Origin of the sequence: Kaistella polysaccharea (assembly GCF_020410745.1) — a bacterium.
GTDB classification, from domain to species: domain Bacteria; phylum Bacteroidota; class Bacteroidia; order Flavobacteriales; family Weeksellaceae; genus Kaistella; species Kaistella polysaccharea.
Map to the genome: position 1 here is coordinate 2,494,603 of NZ_CP084528.1, position 19,820 is coordinate 2,514,422.

The window sequence follows — 19,820 nt, forward strand, 5'->3', positions numbered from 1 at the left end:
CTCCCGCTTTTTTGTTCCACTTCGTTACACAAAAAGAGCTCCGTTCAAGCCGGGGCGCAGGTAAAACAAAAAATAAGACAGTATTATAAAAAGAAAAAGTTAGATTTTTAACAGAGCAAAATAACTTCTCTTTTTTGCTTTTTTGAAAAACTTAAAAAATAAAAACTTTTGTGACTTTTGTGGTTCATTAACATATCACGAAATCATCACATCAACACCTCATCAAAATGGAAATCAAAGAAATATACGACACCATGGTTTACGGTCCCGCTCCGGAAAGCGCAGCTTCTGCTGTGGAATTTTTAGAAAATCATAACAGAAATTTCGACTTGTTCATTGGCGGAGAATGGGTAAAACCGCATTCAAAAAAATATATGGATTCAAATAATCCATCAAATAAAGAGTTTTTAGCAAAAATTGCGGAAGCTGATGAAACTGATGTTGACAAAGCCGTTATGGCTGCAAATAGCGCACTATCCGAATGGGTTGCGATTGGTGGATTCGAACGCGCGAAATATTTATATGCTATTGCAAGACAAATTCAGAAACATTCTAGATTGTTTGCTGTTTTGGAAACTTTAGACAATGGAAAGCCAATTCGCGAAACCAGAGATATCGATATTCCGATCGTTGCCAGACATTTTTATCACCATGCGGGTTGGGCGAAATTAATGGATAGCGAATTCAGAGATTACCAGGAAGTTGGGGTTGTCGGACAAATCATTCCGTGGAACTTTCCCTTAATGATGCTTTCCTGGAAAGTCGCTCCAGCTTTAGCAATGGGAAATACCATTGTTTTAAAACCAGCTGAATACACTTCTTTAACCGCTTTGCTTTTTGCAGAGATTTGTGAAAAAGTTGGGCTTCCAAAAGGAGTTGTAAATATCGTAACAGGTCGTGGAACGGTTGCCGGAAATGCTTTGGTAAATCATAAAGACATTCAGAAAGTGGCGTTCACAGGTTCTACGAAAGTGGGCAAAACCTTACGAACAAATATTGCGGGAACAGGAAAGAAAATTTCCTTAGAATTGGGCGGAAAATCTCCATTCATCGTTTTCGAAGATGCTGATTTAGATTCTGCTGTTGAAGGAATTGTTGATGCGATCTGGTTCAATCAAGGACAGGTTTGTTGTGCAGGTTCAAGACTTTTAATTCAGGAATCAGTTTCAGAGGTTTTCTACAAAAAACTTCGCGCAAGAATGGAAACTTTGCGCATCGGCGATCCCATGGACAAAGCAGTAGATATGGGTTCCATTGTTGATCCAATTCAATTGAAAACAATTAAAGAAATGGTGCAAATCGGCATCGACGAAGGTTGTACGATTTACCAACCGAAAAACGGACTTCCAGAAAATGGCTGGTTTTATCCACCCACATTATTTACCGATGTTCCGACAAGCGCAGTAATTGCACAGGAAGAAATCTTCGGACCGGTTTTAGTGGCAATGACTTTCCGTTCACATTCTGAAGCGGTGGCTTTGGCAAACAATACAAGATACGGTTTAGCTTCAAGTGTCTGGACCGAAAATATTAATCTAGCTTTAGATATTGCACCGAAAATTAAAGCCGGAAGTGTTTGGGTAAACTGTACGAATCAATTTGATGCAGCTGCAGGATTTGGTGGTTACAGAGAATCTGGTTTTGGTAGAGAAGGTGGAAAAGAAGGTTTGTATGAATACATGAAACCGAAGGTAGAGGCAGAATTTACTTCAAAACCAATTTTACCCAAAACTGAGAAACCGAAAGAGGATAAAAAACCAAAAAATAGTTTAGCAGAAATCGACCGTACTACAAAAATGTATATCGGTGGAAAACAAGCTCGTCCAGATGGAGGTTACAGTATGGAAATTAAAAATGCTTTTGGGGAATATATCGGTGAAGTTTCAGAAGGGAACAGAAAAGATATTCGAAATGCCGTTGAAGCAGCACACGCAGAAAAATCTTGGGGCGGAATGACCGGTCATTCCAGAGCGCAAGTTTTATATTATATAGCTGAAAATTTAGCAATCCGTTCTGAAGAATTTGCTGAAAGGATTGTCGAAATGACCAATCAATCTTTAGAATCTGCACAGGATGAGGTTGAAAAATCAATCGAAAGAATTTACACTTACGCCGCTTACGCTGATAAATATGATGGCGCAGCACATTCTACCGTTCAGCGCATGATTACTTTAGCAATGCCTGAGGCAATCGGAGTTATGGCAATTATTTGTCCGGATGAAAATCCTCTTTTAGGTTTTATCTCTACTGTAATTCCGGCAATTGCGATGGGAAATAGAGTAGTGGTTATTCCATCTGAAAAACATCCGTTCTCTGCGACCGATTTCTATCAAATTTTGGAAACGTCAGATGTTCCTGCGGGAACCGTAAATATAGTAACCGGATCAAAAGAAGAATTAGCCAGTGAACTCGCGAAACATTATAATGTCGAAGGAATTTGGTATTTCGGAACTGCGGAAGGAAGTAAAAATATCGAACTATTATCCACCGATTCTATGAAGCGTTCTTGGGTAAATTTCGGTAAATACAGAAACTGGTTGAATTCAGCGCACGGAGAAGGTCAGGAATTCTTAAGACACGCCACAGAAATTAAAAACATCTGGATTCCGTACGGAGCTTAATTTTTTAAGACAAAAAATGAAAAACCATGCATTTTGCATGGTTTTTTTGTTAAACGGATGTAAAGCTATTTCGTTTCTTTTTTGACATAATCTTTAGTGTCTTCAAAACCTTCCTTCACTGCTTTTCCACCTTTTTTAGCGGTTTTACCAGTCCACTTTGTTGCTCTTTTTACGCCTTTCTTAGTTGCCTTCGCACCTTTTTTTGCCGTTTTACTCGTCCATTTAACTCCATCTTTCGCTGTTTCACCACTCCATTTTGCGCCATCTTCAACCGCATTTCCTACCGCCTTTGTATCTTTTTTAAACTCTTGTTTTACAGTAGGTTTTGTTTTTTGCGCCGAAACCGTCACTGCAAATAAAACGATGGGTACTAAAAATAATAACTTCGCTTTCATCTTGATTCATTTAATTGTTAAGTTATTTAAAATTCTCATATATCAAGCCAATGACCATTTAAATATATTTTTAACTAGAAATTAACGCGTTCGATTTTAAAAGAATATTTTTGCAAATCCATGGCGAAGAGAACTATCAAAAGAAAAACAACCCGAAAAATTCATAAAAATCGTAAAAGACATTTTCTTTTGCGACGGGAAATTCTATTGTTATTTTTATCGCTGGCTTTATTCGGAACTGGCTTTTATTTGAAGGAAAAAATCTCTTTTTATTACGCCATGTATTTCAATAAGTTTGAGCATAAAAAACTTTCAAACTCCGAAAAAGAAGAAAATAGGATCAATCGTATTATTGGTGATTATGCTGATAAAACTTTCGGGTTGGATGTTTCTCATTACCAACGGAAAGAAGATATAAAATGGGATAGTTTAAGCATTGGAAACCGCTCCATCCCAATTAAATTTGTTGTATTGCGCGCGACTATGGGAAATAGATCAGCGGACAAACATTTCGATGAGTTCTGGCAACTTTCGAAAAAACACGAACTCATACGTGGTGCTTATCATTTTTACAGAGCCGACGAAGATCCAGTTTTGCAGGCAAATAATTTCCTTGAAAATGTAAAATTAGAGTCGGGAGATTTACCGCCGATTCTAGATATTGAGAAAATTCCCAGGCGAAAATCTACTAAAAAATTAATTGAAGATTTAAAAATTTGGTGCCGGATTGTAGAAGAAGCTTACGGCGTAAAACCAATTATTTATTCGTATTACCACTATCACAAAGATTTTCTAAAAGGCGAGTTTGATGATTATCCGCTTTGGTTGGCAAACTACAATGATGTACCGCAACCTACGCCCGACAGCGATTGGGAAATTTGGCAGTTTACCGAAAACGGAATCGTTTACGGGATCAACACCAAAGTTGATCTAAATGTCTTCAATGGAAATATGTGGTCTCTAAAAAGACTCACTTTAGATTAACAAAAAAAGGATGCTGTTGAGCATCCTTTTTTATATATTTCGTTTTGAATTTATTTAACCTTATCCAGTAAAGCCTGCGTTTCCGCAAATTCTTCACCTTCCTTTTTTGCCAATTCAACTGCTTTCGTTGCCCAGATTTTGGTGTTCGCCTTATCTCCTAATTTAAAATAAAGGTTAGCAACGGTATCTGTATTTGCATATCCTTCTTTCAGTTTTACCGATTGTTTTGCCCATAGCAACGCTTTTTCCAAAGCTGATTTATCGGTAGCATTTTCAAAAAAGTTCCAGGAAATAGAATTAAGCTCATCCGAGGAAAATCCAGGTGCTGTTCCATCTTTGTAATATTCCATTGACAATTTTTGGTACTGATCTTTGTCTTTGTTAAGGGATGCAACTCTAATCTTTGATTTTAGGAGTAATGGTTTCACTTCTGCCTCAGACATTGTTTTTCTGGCTTCTGTAACATACTTTTTCTCATCAAGAATTTTTGTTGTTTTATCGTAAGAATTATTGAACAAAGCATTTAACTGAAAATTCTTCAATGTTTTATTGTAATTATCTTCCGGCATCACTTTTACCATTTCGTCTTTGCGGTTAACAAATACTGGATAAAGCGGAGAATTACTGTCTTTTGTTAATGAAAAAAGAATTGAAAAATCTTCTGGAGTCAAAGGTTCCGCTTTTTTTCCTGCAAAGTAAGTTGCAGCAGCTTTCACCGCCAAGTCGGGATCGGCAAAAGAAAATACTTTAATAAAACTTTTCAGAAATTCCGGGTCTTTATCGCCAGCTTCAAATTTTTTCTTAAGTGCTCCCATTTGCTTCGCAGGATCAACGGCGTCTTTTCCAACTTCGATGAATTCTGGCGCATCATAATAAGAAGTTACGCGGTGAATTAACTCACCATCGCCGTTGATGAATAGATAGGTAGGATAGGCTCTAACATTATACTTTTTTGCCAAGTCGATGCCTTCGCCTTTTTCCATATCAATTTTGGAGTTGATGAAATTAGCGTTATAAAACTCACCTACTTTCGGTTGGGGAAACACGTTTTTCGCCATCATTTTACAGGGTCCACACCAAGTCGTATAAGCGTCGACAAAAAGTAATTTATTCTCTTTCTTAGCAATAGCCAGAAGATCGTTGAAGGTTTTATTTTCCTCAAATTTCATTCCCTGTGCAAAGGTGATGATGCTGAAAAGCATTAATAATAGCAATGATATTTTTTTCATTTATTAAATTTTATTTGGTTCACAAAACTAATCAATTCTGTTAGAAGATAATTGAATTTTTACAGATAGCAAAGTTTCTTCGGTAACGGATTAGTATTGTTTCATAGATTAGTAGTATCAAGTAATTCGTCAAAATAAAAGTCGCTTCCGTGTGAAGAAGCGACCTTACCATTGCATTTGCTATTATTAAGAAGAAAAATCTTCCATTGATTTAAGTGACATCAGTGCTTTATCTACTGATTCTTTCTGTTTTCTGACCATGTCTTTTACATCTTGCGGTATAACTGTATCGTTGAGTACTTCGCCGTATTCTTCAGAAAATGCTTTCTCACCTCTAATACATTCATCATAAATTGCCTGATCGCCAGTTGCAAAAGCATCTCTAATTGCAATCCAGGTTCGGTGCAAATCGCCGACGATGCTCGTTCCTTTGTCAGGTTCTCCACCATATTTTGAAATCAGTGCTTTTATTTCGTGGCCGAAATCGTAACGATTCTGAGCTTGATTTTCGAAATACGATTTTAAAGCGGTATGTTCAATTTTCTCTGCCGCTTCCTTATATCCTTTTTCCGCATCGTAATTTTTAGTTAATAAATCATTCAATACACTTACTACTTTGTCGTTTTCCATTGTAAATATTTTTTAATGTTAATGGTTATGTAGTAACAGAAAACATTCCAATAATTAGAAAATGGTAAGATTTAACACAGTTTAACTTTAAAAATTTTTTACAAAAATAAAATAGCTGCTTTTTTATTCTGCCAAATTTTGAAATGTCTTTTAAATCTTCTTCATAAATCTCTCATCAATTTTCAGTACTTTTGCACCTTCAAAAATCACTCTTTCAATATATAATGAATTACATTTCAGCCGAAAACCTTACGAAATCTTACGGAGTTAAAACCCTTTTCAAAGACATCACTTTCCATATCAATGAAGGTGATAAAATTGCGATTGTTGCAAAAAATGGCTCCGGAAAATCAACTTTGCTAAAAATATTAATGGGTAAAGAAATTGCCGATTCAGGCACGGTTGTCATTAATAAAGATATTCAAGTCGTTTTATTTGATCAGGAAATTGATTTTGAAGGTGAGCTGAATGTGGAAGAATTTATGATGACTTTAGATTCTGCGCCCATTATGGCGTTGAAAAATTATCACCATGCACTCTTGTCTGAAGATCCTGATGATATGGATAAGGCGCTAAATGAAATGGAAATTCACGAAGCCTGGGATTTGGAAAACGAAATGAGTCAGATTTTATCTCAACTAAAAATCACCGATCTGACTTCTAAAATGAAAACGCTTTCCGGCGGTCAGATTAAAAGAGTTGCGCTTGCAAAACTATTGGTAGAAACGCGCGCCCAGCATCGTCATACTTTGTTGATTATGGATGAGCCAACCAATCACCTCGATGTTGATATGGTAGAGTGGCTGGAAAATTATCTTTCTAAAGCAATGGTGACTTTGCTTCTTGTAACGCACGACCGGTATTTTCTGGATGCGGTTTGCGATATCATCTGGGAGATTGAAGATTATACTTTATATGTTCATAACGGAAGTTATGGCACTTATCTGGAAAATAAAATCATTCGGGAAGACAATATGAATTCTACGATTGATAAAGCGCAAAACCTTTACCGCAAGGAATTGGAATGGATGCGCCGTCAACCCAAAGCGCGTACGACGAAATCGAAATCACGACAGGATGATTTTTATGAAACTGAAAAAGTAGCAAAAACTGATACCAGAAAAGAGAAACTTGAACTGGATTTTGAGATGAAACGGTTGGGTCAAAAAATTCTTGAACTTCATCACATCAGCAAAAGTTTCGGTGATAATTTATTACTTAAAGATTTTTCATATCAGTTTCAGCGTGGTGAAAAGGTCGGAATTGTCGGAAAAAATGGAGCCGGAAAATCAACACTTTTAAACATAATTCAAGGTTTAGAACCTTATGATAAAGGTGAGATCGAAACTGGAGAAACCATTAAATTCGGTTACTTTTCTCAAAAAGGATTAAAATATAAAGAAGATCAGCGGGTAATTGACTTTATCAAAGATATTTCAGAAAATTTCCCTTTGGCCAACGGAAGAACAATTTCTGCTTCACAGTTTTTACGATTGTTCTTGTTTGATGACCAAACGCAATATGCACCGATTTCAAAACTTTCTGGTGGTGAGAAACGTCGTCTTCATTTAATGCACGTATTGTATCAGAATCCCAATTTCTTAATTTTCGATGAGCCGACCAATGATTTGGATTTACCAACTTTAACGGTTCTAGAAAATTTCCTTTTGCAGTTTCAGGGAAGTTTAATTATTGTTTCTCACGATAGATATTTCATGGATCGTATTGTAGATCACGTTCTGGCTTTTGAAGGCGATGGCGTGATTAAAGATTTTGTAGGTAATTTCTCCGAATACCGTGAAAAGAAATCTCAGGATCAAAGTAAAAAGGTCGCAGCTCCAATAGTCGAAGCTCCGAAAAAAGTTGCAGCTGGGAAAACGGTAGACGTTGCTCCTGCAAAAAAACTTTCTTTTAAAGAGCAACAAGAATTAAAGGAGATTGATAAAGAAATGCCGAAACTGGAAAAAAACCGCGCGGAAATTTTGGAAAAGCTGAATAATGAAACTGATTACGAAAAAATTGCCGAGTTTTCTAAAAATTTAGAAACAATTGCGGATCAACTGCAGAATTTAGAAATGCGTTGGTTAGAACTTCAGGACTAAATATTTTTCTGTAAAAATGAGCAACGATCAGAAATTAGAAGCCAAGTACGGATTATTTACAGCCATTTCTATGGTGATCGGCCAAGTGATTGGTTCCGGTATTTTCTTTAAAGTTGATGACGTGCTTCTTGCGACACAGGGAAATATATTGGCCGGACTTTTAGGTTTTATCATTGTTGGGATCAGTGTGGTCTTTGCAGGAATTTCAATGGCCAATTATGCGGAAATATTACCAAAAGAGGGCGGAATTCTAAGTTACGTAAATTATAGATTCGGTGATACAGCAGCTTATTTTGTAGGCTGGATGTACATGAGTTTATTTTATCCCGCACTAACTGCCGTATTATTTACAGTTTCCGGAATTTATATCGCGCACTTATTGGCTGAGTTTATGAATTTTTCGCCTACAGCTTTACACTTTGGTCTCATCGGTTTTGTGAATTTAGTAATCTTTTTCTTTGTTAATATTTTACGGCCCAGAAGCAGTGGAATTTTTCAGCAGATGACAACGGTGCTTAAAGTTTTGCCTTTAATTTTCATCGCTTCTTTAGGTATTTTAAGTTTAATTAAAGGCGATGTAAGTGAAGTAAACACTTTCTCCCAAGTTGGTAGCGGAATGCAGAATCAATCTTTTATCCTTTTGGTTGCCGCGAGTTTTATACCGATTTCATTTGCCTTTGATGGTTGGTATATTGCCACCCAGATTTCTGGTGAGATTAAAAATTCCAGTAAAAACCTACCGAAAGCATTAATTATAGGGACAATTTCCGTGATGGTGATTTACATTTCTTATTATTTAGGAATTGTTTTTCGCATGAGCGGCGAAGAAATCATTCAACTGAAAGATACCTACATCACCGAATTTGCGAGAAAAATTGCGTCAAATTCGGGCGCATTACTCATGCAGTTATTTATTATTATCTCTGTTTTAGGTACGTCGAATGGTTTACTTCTAGCGACGATACGGGTTCCGTATCAATTTTCAAATCTAGAAAAATCAAAGAAATTTCTTAATCTCCATAAAGTGAATGAAAAAACCAAAATGCCTGTTAACAGTGCAATATTTGGTACAGTTATTATCATTTTTTATCTCATCATTTATTACTTTACGAATTCAATTTCATTTTTTACAGAGAGGAATTTTGACATTTCTGCAATTCCTATTATTTTTATTTATCTGGTTAATGGTGCTTTGTTCCTGGGTCTATTTCAGCTTTTTCGAAAAAAAATATTTTCCCGCAATTCATTTCTAAAAAAAGTGATGGCCATCATTGCGGTGTTAGGAATAGTCATCGTTTTGTTTGGGACTGCGAGTACGCCAAATGGAATTGCTTATTTTCTAATCAATATTATTTTCCTCCTTACGGGCTTTCTGCTCATGAAAAAAAAGTGATAAATATCACCTCTTTCAAATTTACTTCATTCTCAGTGAATTAAACCCTTGTTTTTATTTAGAATAGTTCAAAATAATTTGTTCACCTTGTTGATAATATTTATTTTTGCACCGTTATTTTAATTCAGTCTAAATAAAAACGTCCCATGAAAAAACAGAAAATTTCTCTTGGTGTTTTAATGATTGCTGCGTCTATGAACGCGCAGATGAAATTTGAGCCCGAGACTGACACTATCAGAATTCAACAAATTGAAGATATTAATCTTCACAAAACAGGTAATCCAAATAAGGCACGTTTGCTGTCTTCCAAATCGAATTTAACGATTATGGAAAATCCGCAACCTGTAGCCATCGTAACGCACGAAATTATCGAGCAGCAACAAGCGAAACAATTGAGTGACGTCTTGCAAAATGTAAACGGTCTTTATATTACCTCTTCCCGAGGAAATTCTCAGGACACCTTTGGTGGTCGTGGATTTATTTTCGGAAATGATAATATTTTCAAAAATGGTTCCCGCGTAAATAGCGGTGTTTTCCCCGAAGTTTCTGGCTTGGAAAGAGTAGAAGTTCTGAAAGGTGGAAATGCTATGCTCTATGGAAATGTAGGAGCAGGTGGCGTAGTTAATTTAATTACGAAAAAGCCTAAATTCGAGGCTGGCGGAACGGTAGGTTTTAGCGCAGGAAGCTGGAACAGTTATAAACCTACAGTTGATTTTTACGGACCTTTGTCGGAGAATATTGCTTTTAGAGTTAACGGCGCTTACGAAACAGCGCAGAGTTTCCGAGATGTTGTAGAATCCCAGAAATACTATTTTAATCCGTCTTTTGTCTTTAATATTGGAGATAATTCCCAGCTTTTAGTGGAGGCTGATTATCTGAAAAATGATTTTACGCCAGATTTTGGTATTGGCTCTATTACGAATAAAGATGGCTCTTACGCTCTGAATAATTTATTGTCCAGAAATGCCTTCGTAGGAACTGACTGGCAATATCAAAATGTTGAACAGGCGACAACAGGAATTACTTTTAACCATCAGTTTAACGATTTTTGGACCGTAAATGCAATTGCCTCTTATCAGAATTACACCAAAGACTATTTTTCTACCGAAAGAGTGCAGTGGGAATACGATGACGCAAACAGGATTAAATGGGACAGACCTATGGGTAAAAGTTACGCGGAACAAAATTATACAGCCTTGCAGATTAACCTGAACGGAGAACTTAATACCGGAGCTGTAAAACATAAAATTTTGGTAGGAACTGATGGTGATTATGGCACCAACGATTCTTACACGTTTTTGGATAAAGCAACTGGAAAACAATTTAACCGAACTGCCTATCATGGGACGAATGGAGATCCGAAAGGAACTTTATATTTAGATGATCCCTCAACTTGGGCGTCGGGAGTCATGCCGGAAACTGAAAAATATGACCGTAACCGAATTCCTACTCAAAGATTTGGAATTTACGCGCAGGATTTTATCGAGCTTTCAGATAAGTTTAAAGTATTGGCAGGTTTAAGATGGTCTTATATTGAAAATAAAGATTCGGAGAAAAAAACGTTTGCGACGAATAAAATTTCTACCGCTGAAGGAACTGTAGATCGCGCTTTTTCCCCGAAAGCAGGTTTGGTTTATATGCCAAATGATCATTTGTCCCTATTTGCGACGTATACCAATTCCTTCTCTGCAAATACAGGACGTGATATTAACGATAATTCCCTTAAACCTTCATTAATTGACCAGTTTGAAGTTGGAATGAAACATAATTTCTGGAATAATGCAGTTGCATTAAACTTGTCCGTTTATCAAATTGAAAATAAAAACTATTATCAGACTGCAGAATTCAAAGCAGATGGAAGTTTAAATTCTGATTCCAGCATTAAAGATTTTGCTGGAAAAATGCGCAGTCGTGGAGTAGAACTTGATATAACTGGAAATCCTTATCCGAATCTTTCTATTATTGCAGGTGCTTCTTACAATCACTCCGTTTATTTAGATACACCAGCAGATTTTGGGTATGTTGAAAATCAAAGATTGGTTCGCACGCCGGCTACAACAGCGAATGCGTCGGTTTTCTATACCTTTAACCAGTATGTTAAAGGATTGAAAGTTGGAGCCAGCGCTTATTTTGTAGGCGATAGAATCGCAGGATGGAATGATACAAAAGAAACATTGGAAGATCGAAGTGGAGCTTCCCGATTATTAAATGTTGATGATTATGTAACTGCAGCTTTGTCAATTGGCTATGACTGGGAGAGATTTTCTATCCTCGGAAAAGTGGGTAACCTCTTCGATACTGTAAACTATAATTACCATGAAAATTACTCGGTTAATCCAATTATGCCGAGGAATTATTACCTGACTTTAACCTATAAACTGTAATCATCTTCTAGGAGATTACACCTTAAAATAATTAACAGTGGAGACGAAAGTTTCCACTGTTGTGATTAGAAGAAAAACAGAAAAAGAACAGAATTTATGGCAGCAATTAAAGATACCAAATCATTTATGCGGATTATGCACCGTTACCTGGGATATTTCGCGGCGGGAATTATGGCGGTTTATGCCCTTAGTGGGGTACTGCTCATTTATAGAGATACCAATTTTCTGAAAAAAGAAAATAAAACGGAAATCGTTCTAAAACCGAACATGACGGAAAAAGAACTGGCGAAAGAAATCAAAATGAAAAATATTGAATTTAAACCCAATGAAGGCGATTTAAAAATATTCGAACAGGGCACTTATAATTCGAAAACCGGGGAAGCAAAATACACGAAAATGCAATTGCCTTTTGTTTTGGAGAAATTTAATCAGCTGCATAAATCTACGTCTACACATCGTTATGCTTCTTTAAATACGGTCTTCGGTTTTGTTTTGTTTTTCTTTGTTATTTCTTCTTTTTGGATGTTTAATTTTAAATCGAAAGCGTTTCGTCGCGGCATGATTTACGCGGGAATTGGATTTGTTTTGGCATTGATCATGGTTTTCTTCCAGTAGTTATTGTAGAGAATGATGGTTTTTGAATAAATTTAAAATCTAGAATTTAAAATCTATTGTTGTAAGAAAAAAGGATTCTCTAGCCCTGATTGAACGGCGTGTTTGAGCTCTCCCTCGCGAGGGAAAAGGGAAGGCGGGAAGCGAGTAGTGAAAGCAGGTTCCCGGCTCCTGAAAAAGATTGATAAGAACCACCAAATAATTATATTACCTGATTGTTGAATTCATAAATTTGATTATCTTTGCACCCTTATAATTAATCGGGACGAGTTCCCACAAATTCAAACATTTATGTCAGTAAAAATTAGATTACAAAGACACGGTAAAAAAGGAAAACCTTTTTTCCACATCGTAGTTGCCGATGCAAGAGCAAGTAGAGATGGTAAATTCATCGAAAAAATCGGTACTTACAATCCTGTAGTTAACCCAGCTGTTATTGAACTTAACGTAGATGCTGCTGTAAAATGGTTAAACAACGGAGCGCAACCAACTGATACTGCTCGTGCGATTCTTTCTTACAAAGGAGTGCTTTACAAAAAACACTTACTGGGTGGAGTAGCGAAAGGTGCTTTCGATCAAGATGAAGCGGATAAAAAATTCGCCACTTGGTTAGAAGGAAAAGAACAACAAGTTCTTGGTAAAAAAGATGGTTTGAGCAAAGCGAAAGACGATGCTAAAAAAGCAGCGTTGGAAGCTGAAACAAAAGTAAACCAAGGTAGATTAGATGCTGCTGCGAAAGTAGAAGCAGATGCTAAAGCTGAAGCAGATGCTAAATTAGCTGAAGAAAAAGCTGCTGAAGACGCGAAAGCTGCTGAAGCTCAAGAAAAAGAAGATGCTAAAATTGCTGAAGCAAAAGCTGCTGAAGAAGCTGCAAATGCACCAGCAGAAGAAGTAAAAGAAGAAGAAAAAACAGCAGTAGAAAATGTTGCAGAAACTTTAGGCGGAGCCGCAGCTGCAGTAGCAGGTGCAGTTGAAAGCGTAAAAGAAACTGTAGCAAACGTTACTGAAAAATTAACTGGAAGCGACGAAGCAGCTACTGAAGAAGGTGCTGACGAAGCGAAGGCTTAATAAAATTTCTTTTTGTAAGAATTATAGAGACGTCATTTTTTGACGTCTCTCTTATTTTAAAACCATTTATATTTGCATCATGAAAAAAGAAGATTGCTATTTTTTAGGAAAAATTACCCGCCGACACGGATTGCATGGAAATGTATTCCTGAAACTGGATACCGACCAACCTGAAATGTATTCTAAATTAGATACGGTATTCGTTGATATCAACGGATTACTGGTGCCTTTTTTCATTGCCAAACAAGCTTGGAGCAAAGGTGAAACGCTCATTGTTTCTTTCAAAAACTCTACGGAAGCTTTGGTAGATCAAGTGGTGGGAAAAGATGTTTATCTGCCCCTTTCTGGCTTACCAAAATTAACAGGAAATAAATTCTATTATCACGAAGTTGTAGGTTTTGAAATCCGCGAAGAAGATGGGAAATCATGTGGCGTAATTGAATCGATTAATGATCAAACCGGTCAGCATTATTTCCTTCTTAATTTAGCGGGGAAACAAATTGTAATTCCAATTATCAGAGATTGGATTCTGGAATTAAACCGCGAAGAAAAATATTTGAAAATGTCTTTACCGGAAGGTTTGATGGATGTTTTCTTAGTGCCATCGAAGAAGGACGAGTAATTTATAATATCTTTTTGAGCGACTTCATCTGCCTGATTTTATCCTGCGTTTATTAAAGGTATTCCCGCTTTTTTATTGCACTATTTTCTATAAAAATAGCTCCACTAAAGTAATTTCTCTGCTGCGATTTTACATTAATTTCGTTATTAAATTGTAAAAATACTGGCATAGAAGGTATTCGGTGGGTTTTTATTGTTTTTTAGTCTGCATTATTCTACGGAAAGAAAAACGTAAAAAAGTGTAGATGTCAAAGGCCGGAACAGGTCCAAGAATTGAATCAAAATCGCTTGATAAAAAGCGATTTTTTTTGTGATAATTTCCGCCTAAGAGCAAATTTTACGCCAATTTTTTAGTAAGTTTGCAAGTATTCATTATTCCTACGGCGACGCGCAAAGCAAGAGTAGAACAACTAAAAAATGACTTTCAGCAAATGAGAACGACTATCAAAGAATTATTAGGAAATTATAAAAAACAACTTCATCACGATATCACGATCCAAGGTTGGGTTCGCGCATTTCGTTCCAATCGGTTCATTGCTTTAAATGACGGATCTACGATCAACAATCTTCAGATTGTGGTCGACTTTGAAAATTTTGATGAAAATATTCTTAAAAATATTACCAATGCTGCGTCTCTAAAGATTGTCGGCGAAGTAGTGGAAAGTCAGGGAGCTGGACAAAGCATTGAAATTATCGCGAAAAAAATTATCATCTTAGGAGATAATTTTACTGAAGAAAGAGATAAAACCATCCTTCAACCGAAGAAACATTCGCTAGAAATTTTGCGTGAGCAAGCGCATTTGCGTTTCCGGACGAATCTTTTCAGTGCAGTTTTCAGAGTGAGAAGTTCGGTGAGTTTTGCGATTCATCAGTTCTTTAATCAAAACCAGTTTTTCTACATGAATACGCCGATTATTACGGGCGCAGATGCAGAAGGAGCTGGTGAAATGTTTAGTGTAACTAATTTTGATTTGAATGAAATTCCGCGAACTGAAAACGGTGATATCGATTTTGAACAGGATTTTTTCGGCAAGAAAACGAACCTTACCGTTTCCGGTCAGCTTAGTGTAGAAACTGCGATGATGGGATTGGGAAGAGTTTATACTTTCGGCCCCACCTTTCGTGCGGAAAACTCAAATACAACACGTCATCTCGCGGAATTCTGGATGGTGGAACCTGAAGTTGCGTTTAATAATTTAGAAGATAATATTGATCTTGCAGAAGATTTCTTAAAATATGTCATCAATTATGTTTTAGAAAACTGTAAAGATGATTTGGAGTTTTTAGATAAACGATTTGCAGATGAACAAAAGCAGAAACCTGAAAAAGACAGAGCATCAGAAGGTTTAATTGAGAAATTACAAAACGTAATTCAGAAAAGATTCAAGAGAGTTTCTTATACAGAAGCGATTGATATTCTGAAAAATTCCAAAGAAAATAAAAAAGGAAAATTCCAGTTTCCTATTGAAGAATGGGGTGCAGATCTACAAAGTGAGCACGAGCGTTTTCTTGTAGAAAAGCATTTCGAATGTCCGGTTGTACTTTTTGATTATCCGAAAGACATCAAGGCTTTCTATATGAAACTGAATGAAGATGGTAAAACCGTGGCCGCAATGGATGTTTTATTCCCAGGAATCGGGGAAATTATCGGTGGATCGCAGCGTGAAGACCAGCTTAGCATTCTTCAAAATAAGATGAAAGATATGAATGTGGATGAAGAAGAATTGTGGTGGTATTTAGATACGAGAAAATTCGGATCGGTGCCGCATGCAGGTTTTGGTTTGGGTCTGGAAAGATTGGTTCTTTTCGTAACCGGAATGACCAACATCAGAGATGTAATTCCTTTCCCGAGAACACCGAACAATGCGGAGTTTTAATAAAAATTCAGTAAGTTTAAAGTCCGATTACAAAAAACACAAAAAAATAGAGAAAATAGCATCTTAATATGTTAAAGCAAAATCTTCAAATGCGACTTGGCCAGAAATTGGCCCCCCAACAAATTCAGTTAATGAAGCTTATTCAGCTTCATACATTGGAGTTTGAGGAAGAACTTGAGCGCGAGCTGGAAGAAAATCCAGCTTTGGAAAAAGTACAGGAAGAAAATAAAGAAGAAGAATTTTCACCTGAGGAAAGTTTTGAAGAAGAGGGAACCGAAACTATCGATACAGATTTCGATGTAAATGATTATATTTTCGACGACGAACCGGCCTATAAAACGACGGCAAGCAACTACTCGGCAGACGACGAAGAGTTTGATAATCAATCGTTACTTACCGAAGGTCAGTCTTTGTACGATTATCTTTTAGAACAGATTCGATTATCAAGTATTGAAAATCAAGATCTTCAAATCGCGGAATATATCATTGGCAATTTAGATAATGATGGCTATCTTCGTCGTGAAATCAAGCAATTAGTAGATGATTTGGCATTTTCCCAGGGAATTTTTACCACGGTAGAAAATGTTCAGGAAATTCTGGAAAATTATGTACAGAAATTAGATCCGCCAGGAGTTGGAGCGAGAAGTTTGCAGGAATGTTTATTACTTCAAATTGAGAAAAAAATAAGCGCTGATAAAGCGGTAAGCTTGGCTGGAAATATATTGCGTAATCAATTTGATGCTTTGACGAATAAGCATTACAACAAGATTATTCAGAAATATGATATTGAAGAGGAAGATCTTAAAGATGCGTTGGAAGTCATATCTAAACTTTCGCCAAAAGTGGGCGGAAATTTCGATACACAGACTATTACCATTAATAATGAAATTATCCCCGATTTCCTGATCACCGTTAAAGATAATGGTGCAAAAGGAGTGGAAGTAATTCCTTCGCTAAATAGTAAAAATGCGCCTTCACTGCGTGTATCAGATGAATACAAGGATATTTTAACGACTTATTCGCACGATAAAAAATCGGCGGAACACAAACAGGCTGCGCTTTTTATTAAGCAAAAATTAGATGCTGCGAAATGGTATATTGATGCGATTAATCAAAGACAAAATACTTTGCTACAAACAATTTCCGCGATCGTGAAATTGCAGAAAGAATATTTCATTACGGCTGATGATAAATCGTTGAAACCGATGATTTTAAAAGATGTTGCCGATATTACAGGATTCGACATTTCTACGATTTCGCGTGTTGTAAAAAGTAAATACGCTGATACGCCGAATGGAATTGTGTATTTGAAAAGTCTGTTTTCCGATTCCTTGACGAACGACGACGGCGAAGAAGTTTCCACAAAAGAAATTAAAACGCACCTTATGGATGTCATCGACGCTGAAAATAAAAGAAAACCACTTACCGATGATGCTTTGGTAGGACTTTTAAAAGAAAAGGGCTATAATATTGCGCGTCGTACGATTGCGAAATACCGTGAGCAGCTGAGTATTCCGGTAGCGCGCTTAAGAAAAGAATTGTAAAAATTACTTTGAGAAATATAGAAGAAGAGGGGAGTTTTAATTAATTTCCCTCTTCTATATTTTGGAGTTGTTCCAGATTTTTCCCCAATCTTTTTAAGATAAACCCGTATACAATTCGGTAATATAACCAAATCAAGACAACGCTAATTCCCATTGTTAAAAGTAATCCAGTGATAAATCCAATTAAAGTTGGGTTGGTTAATTCGATGTTTTGTTGAGCTAAAACCGAGAAAGTAAATATTCCTAAAATCAGCGTAAATAGAATGACCAAAGAGATATTTGCCAATATAAAAAGTTGAACTGTTTTTTTGAATTTAATAATTTGCAGAATTAGTTTTTTGAGATTAGATTCTACATTAATTTTCCGGTAATTTTCATAAAACAAGTAAACAAAAATGGCCGTAAGTCCCAAGCTCACCATTTTTAAGACGAGATAAAGACTATCAATTGTGTTTTCAAATTGGTTTGAATTATCGATACCCAGCTTGCCCAAAACACTCATTAAATCGGTAGTGTCTTCCCCAAAAAACGTATAATATACATTGGCGGCAAGAATCAAAATAAATTCAATAAGACTGATCCACAAAATATACTTCACATAATTACGTGAAGATTTATTCAGCATCAATTCTATTTCGCTGGTGTCGTATTTTGGCTGAGCAGGCTCTTGCTGCCAGCTTTTTTTGAAATCGTCTAAATCAAATTCAGGCATGCTTTTCCATTAGTTGTTTTAAAGTTTTCTTTAATCTGTTCATTTTTACCCGCGCATTAACCTCTGTGATCCCTAAATTTTCCGCAATGTCACGATAGGGCAAATCATCCAGATACATGGTGACAATCGCACGTTCTACATTGGGTAGCATTTTTATGACTTTATAAAGCGTAGTAATATGTTGGTGTTTTTCATCGTCAATTTCCACAAAATCACTGTGATGATAATCCATCAGTTCATCGGTCTGGGGAGATTTTGTTTTCTTTCTGAATAGCGTAATAGCAGTATTTAAGGCGACTCGATACATCCAGGTAGAGATTTTCGATTGTCCTTTGAATGAGTCGTAGGAACGCCAAAGTTGTAACACAATTTCCTGAAAAAGATCTTGTTCGTCCTCCAAAGTATTGGTGTAAAGCCGGGAAACCTTTATAATCAAGCCCTGATTATCTTTAATAAGTTTCGCGAATTCTTTCTCTTTAAGGCTCAAGGTCTTTCAATTTAGGAAAGAGCGAAGTTAATTTTTTTTCGTTGAAAAGTAAAGTAATTAAGCACTTATCATTCTTTTAATTAAAAGCCTAGCGAAGCATTTATCCCAATCTTACATCTAATTTATTATATTTGCTGCATGATTCTACGCGGAGAAAATTTAATTAAAGAGTATGGTCCCAAAAAAGTTGTAAAAGGCGTTTCAGTGGAAGTTGCACAAGGCGAAATCGTAGGATTACTCGGTCCAAACGGTGCCGGAAAAACCACAAGTTTCTACATGATTGTGGGACTTGTAAAACCAACTTCGGGTAAGATTTTCTTGAACGATAAAGAAATTACAAACGATGCCATGTACCGTCGTGCGCAGAAAGGAATCGGCTATTTAGCACAGGAAGCATCGGTATTCCGCAAACTTTCCGTAGAAGATAATATTCTGGGCGTATTGCAATTAACAAATCTTTCGCGGCGAGAACAGCAGATGAAATGTGATGAATTGATTGAAGAATTTTCCCTGCAGCACGTGCGTAAAAACCGTGGAGACTTATTGTCAGGTGGAGAAAGAAGAAGAACTGAAATCGCACGTTGTTTGGCGACAAGTCCAAATTTTATTTTGCTTGATGAACCTTTCGCCGGCGTTGATCCAATTGCGGTAGAAGATATCCAGAAAATTGTTCGCAGTTTGGTTGATAAAAATATCGGAATATTAATCACCGATCACAATGTACAGCAGACTCTAGCGATTACCCATAAAACCTACATTATGTTTGAAGGTAGGATTTTAAAAGAAGGTCTTCCGCATGATTTGGCTAATGATCCGCAAGTTCGCGAGGCTTATCTGGGAGAAAATTTTGTGTATCAGGATATTTTAAATAAACCGAAAAAAAGAGCCTTTGTTTATAATATCTGGGCCGGAAATTTTGATTCGAAAAACCAGTTCCAGAGTTTTGTAGATGAAAAATTCGCAAATGAAGAAAATCTGCGTTTAATGTACGGCTTTGAAGACATCAGTTTTGCATCGCTTGCAAACTCAGAAATCGAACATATATTTACTGAAGTGGTTGATAAGACAGCGAACAATTCTTACCTTTTTCAGAAGAAAGAAATTACATCTATGTATCCTTTTGAACAGGCTGAATCTGACTCTAAAGTAAGCAGCACATCA

At 36.5% G+C, this 19,820-nt stretch carries 14 protein-coding genes and 2 pseudogenes; 11 read left to right on the forward strand and 5 right to left on the reverse strand.

The features are described 5' to 3' along the window. The first annotated feature begins 227 nt into the window (after nucleotides 1-227). The gene (locus LC814_RS11565) at nucleotides 228-2,621 is read left to right on the forward strand and encodes an aldehyde dehydrogenase family protein (RefSeq protein ID WP_226064080.1); all 2,394 of its coding nucleotides are present in this window, start codon (nucleotides 228-230) and stop codon (nucleotides 2,619-2,621) included. 65 nt (nucleotides 2,622-2,686) lie between these two features. Here LC814_RS11565 and LC814_RS11570 read toward each other — a convergent pair whose 3' ends face one another. Beyond that, on the reverse strand, nucleotides 2,687-3,016 hold the full coding sequence (locus LC814_RS11570) for a hypothetical protein (protein ID WP_226064081.1): 330 nt from the start codon (nucleotides 3,014-3,016) through the stop codon (nucleotides 2,687-2,689). 120 nt (nucleotides 3,017-3,136) lie between these two features. On the opposite strand from LC814_RS11570, the gene LC814_RS11575 reads away from it, so the two are divergent. Further along, nucleotides 3,137-4,000 carry a glycoside hydrolase family 25 protein gene (locus LC814_RS11575; protein WP_226064082.1) on the forward strand — a complete coding sequence of 288 codons (864 nt, stop codon included), beginning with the start codon at nucleotides 3,137-3,139 and terminating at the stop codon, nucleotides 3,998-4,000. A 50-nt stretch (nucleotides 4,001-4,050) separates the two neighbouring features. Here the strand turns inward: LC814_RS11575 and LC814_RS11580 are convergent, their stop codons facing one another. Together LC814_RS11580 and LC814_RS11585 are read right to left on the reverse strand one after the other, a co-directional pair. After that, nucleotides 4,051-5,229 carry a thioredoxin family protein gene (locus tag LC814_RS11580; protein WP_226064083.1) on the reverse strand — a complete coding sequence of 393 codons (1,179 nt, stop codon included), beginning with the start codon at nucleotides 5,227-5,229 and terminating at the stop codon, nucleotides 4,051-4,053. 186 nt (nucleotides 5,230-5,415) lie between these two features. Then, nucleotides 5,416-5,859 carry a ferritin-like domain-containing protein gene (locus LC814_RS11585; RefSeq protein ID WP_226064085.1) on the reverse strand — a complete coding sequence of 148 codons (444 nt, stop codon included), beginning with the start codon at nucleotides 5,857-5,859 and terminating at the stop codon, nucleotides 5,416-5,418. Nucleotides 5,860-6,083: 224 nt separating this feature from the next. Between LC814_RS11585 and LC814_RS11590 the strand changes: the two genes are divergently transcribed. The 8 genes and pseudogenes from LC814_RS11590 (at nucleotide 6,084) to rpoN (ending at nucleotide 17,460) form a co-directional block, all read left to right on the forward strand. Further along, complete coding sequence (locus LC814_RS11590) at nucleotides 6,084-7,961, forward strand: ABC-F family ATP-binding cassette domain-containing protein (RefSeq protein ID WP_226064087.1); 1,878 nt, start codon at nucleotides 6,084-6,086, stop codon at nucleotides 7,959-7,961. Nucleotides 7,962-7,977: 16 nt separating this feature from the next. Then, on the forward strand, nucleotides 7,978-9,354 hold the full coding sequence (locus LC814_RS11595) for an APC family permease (RefSeq protein WP_226064089.1): 1,377 nt from the start codon (nucleotides 7,978-7,980) through the stop codon (nucleotides 9,352-9,354). A 146-nt stretch (nucleotides 9,355-9,500) separates the two neighbouring features. Continuing rightward, a complete protein-coding gene (locus LC814_RS11600; RefSeq protein WP_226064091.1) occupies nucleotides 9,501-11,738 on the forward strand; it encodes a TonB-dependent siderophore receptor in 2,238 nt (745 codons plus the stop codon). A 96-nt stretch (nucleotides 11,739-11,834) separates the two neighbouring features. Then, complete coding sequence (locus LC814_RS11605; RefSeq protein WP_226064093.1) at nucleotides 11,835-12,353, forward strand: hypothetical protein; 519 nt, start codon at nucleotides 11,835-11,837, stop codon at nucleotides 12,351-12,353. A 288-nt stretch (nucleotides 12,354-12,641) separates the two neighbouring features. Then, nucleotides 12,642-13,184 (forward strand): annotated as a pseudogene (locus tag LC814_RS11610) (30S ribosomal protein S16); the annotation flags it as partial. 313 nt (nucleotides 13,185-13,497) lie between these two features. Further along, entirely contained in the window at nucleotides 13,498-14,040 is a 543-nt protein-coding gene (gene rimM, locus LC814_RS11615; RefSeq protein ID WP_226064096.1) for a ribosome maturation factor RimM, read from the forward strand. Nucleotides 14,041-14,470: 430 nt separating this feature from the next. After that, complete coding sequence (gene asnS / locus LC814_RS11620; protein WP_226064097.1) at nucleotides 14,471-15,916, forward strand: asparagine--tRNA ligase; 1,446 nt, start codon at nucleotides 14,471-14,473, stop codon at nucleotides 15,914-15,916. A 68-nt stretch (nucleotides 15,917-15,984) separates the two neighbouring features. Beyond that, a complete protein-coding gene (gene rpoN, locus LC814_RS11625; protein ID WP_226064099.1) occupies nucleotides 15,985-17,460 on the forward strand; it encodes an RNA polymerase factor sigma-54 in 1,476 nt (491 codons plus the stop codon). 40 nt (nucleotides 17,461-17,500) lie between these two features. Here the strand turns inward: rpoN and LC814_RS11630 are convergent, their stop codons facing one another. After that, on the reverse strand, nucleotides 17,501-18,172 hold the full coding sequence (locus tag LC814_RS11630) for a DUF8845 family protein (protein WP_226064100.1): 672 nt from the start codon (nucleotides 18,170-18,172) through the stop codon (nucleotides 17,501-17,503). Next, complete coding sequence (locus LC814_RS11635; protein ID WP_226064101.1) at nucleotides 18,165-18,659, reverse strand: RNA polymerase sigma factor; 495 nt, start codon at nucleotides 18,657-18,659, stop codon at nucleotides 18,165-18,167. Before LC814_RS11635 ends, LC814_RS11630 begins: the two co-directional genes overlap by 8 nt. Before the next feature lie 138 nt (nucleotides 18,660-18,797). On the opposite strand from LC814_RS11635, the pseudogene lptB reads away from it, so the two are divergent. Then, nucleotides 18,798-19,523, forward strand: a pseudogene (gene lptB, locus LC814_RS11640) (LPS export ABC transporter ATP-binding protein); the annotation flags it as partial. Nucleotides 19,524-19,820: the final 297 nt, after the last annotated feature.

What these genes read in the sequence shown, in the direction of transcription:
- LC814_RS11565 (WP_226064080.1), top strand. Translation starts at nt 228, where the DNA reads ATGGAAATCAAAGAAATATACGACACCATGGTTTACGGTCCCGCTCCG.
- LC814_RS11570 (WP_226064081.1), bottom strand. Translation starts at nt 3,016, where the DNA reads ATGAAAGCGAAGTTATTATTTTTAGTACCCATCGTTTTATTTGCAGTG.
- LC814_RS11575 (WP_226064082.1), top strand. Translation starts at nt 3,137, where the DNA reads ATGGCGAAGAGAACTATCAAAAGAAAAACAACCCGAAAAATTCATAAA.
- LC814_RS11580 (WP_226064083.1), bottom strand. Translation starts at nt 5,229, where the DNA reads ATGAAAAAAATATCATTGCTATTATTAATGCTTTTCAGCATCATCACC.
- LC814_RS11585 (WP_226064085.1), bottom strand. Translation starts at nt 5,859, where the DNA reads ATGGAAAACGACAAAGTAGTAAGTGTATTGAATGATTTATTAACTAAA.
- LC814_RS11590 (WP_226064087.1), top strand. Translation starts at nt 6,084, where the DNA reads ATGAATTACATTTCAGCCGAAAACCTTACGAAATCTTACGGAGTTAAA.
- LC814_RS11595 (WP_226064089.1), top strand. Translation starts at nt 7,978, where the DNA reads ATGAGCAACGATCAGAAATTAGAAGCCAAGTACGGATTATTTACAGCC.
- LC814_RS11600 (WP_226064091.1), top strand. Translation starts at nt 9,501, where the DNA reads ATGAAAAAACAGAAAATTTCTCTTGGTGTTTTAATGATTGCTGCGTCT.
- LC814_RS11605 (WP_226064093.1), top strand. Translation starts at nt 11,835, where the DNA reads ATGGCAGCAATTAAAGATACCAAATCATTTATGCGGATTATGCACCGT.
- rimM (WP_226064096.1), top strand. Translation starts at nt 13,498, where the DNA reads ATGAAAAAAGAAGATTGCTATTTTTTAGGAAAAATTACCCGCCGACAC.
- asnS (WP_226064097.1), top strand. Translation starts at nt 14,471, where the DNA reads ATGAGAACGACTATCAAAGAATTATTAGGAAATTATAAAAAACAACTT.
- rpoN (WP_226064099.1), top strand. Translation starts at nt 15,985, where the DNA reads ATGTTAAAGCAAAATCTTCAAATGCGACTTGGCCAGAAATTGGCCCCC.
- LC814_RS11630 (WP_226064100.1), bottom strand. Translation starts at nt 18,172, where the DNA reads ATGCCTGAATTTGATTTAGACGATTTCAAAAAAAGCTGGCAGCAAGAG.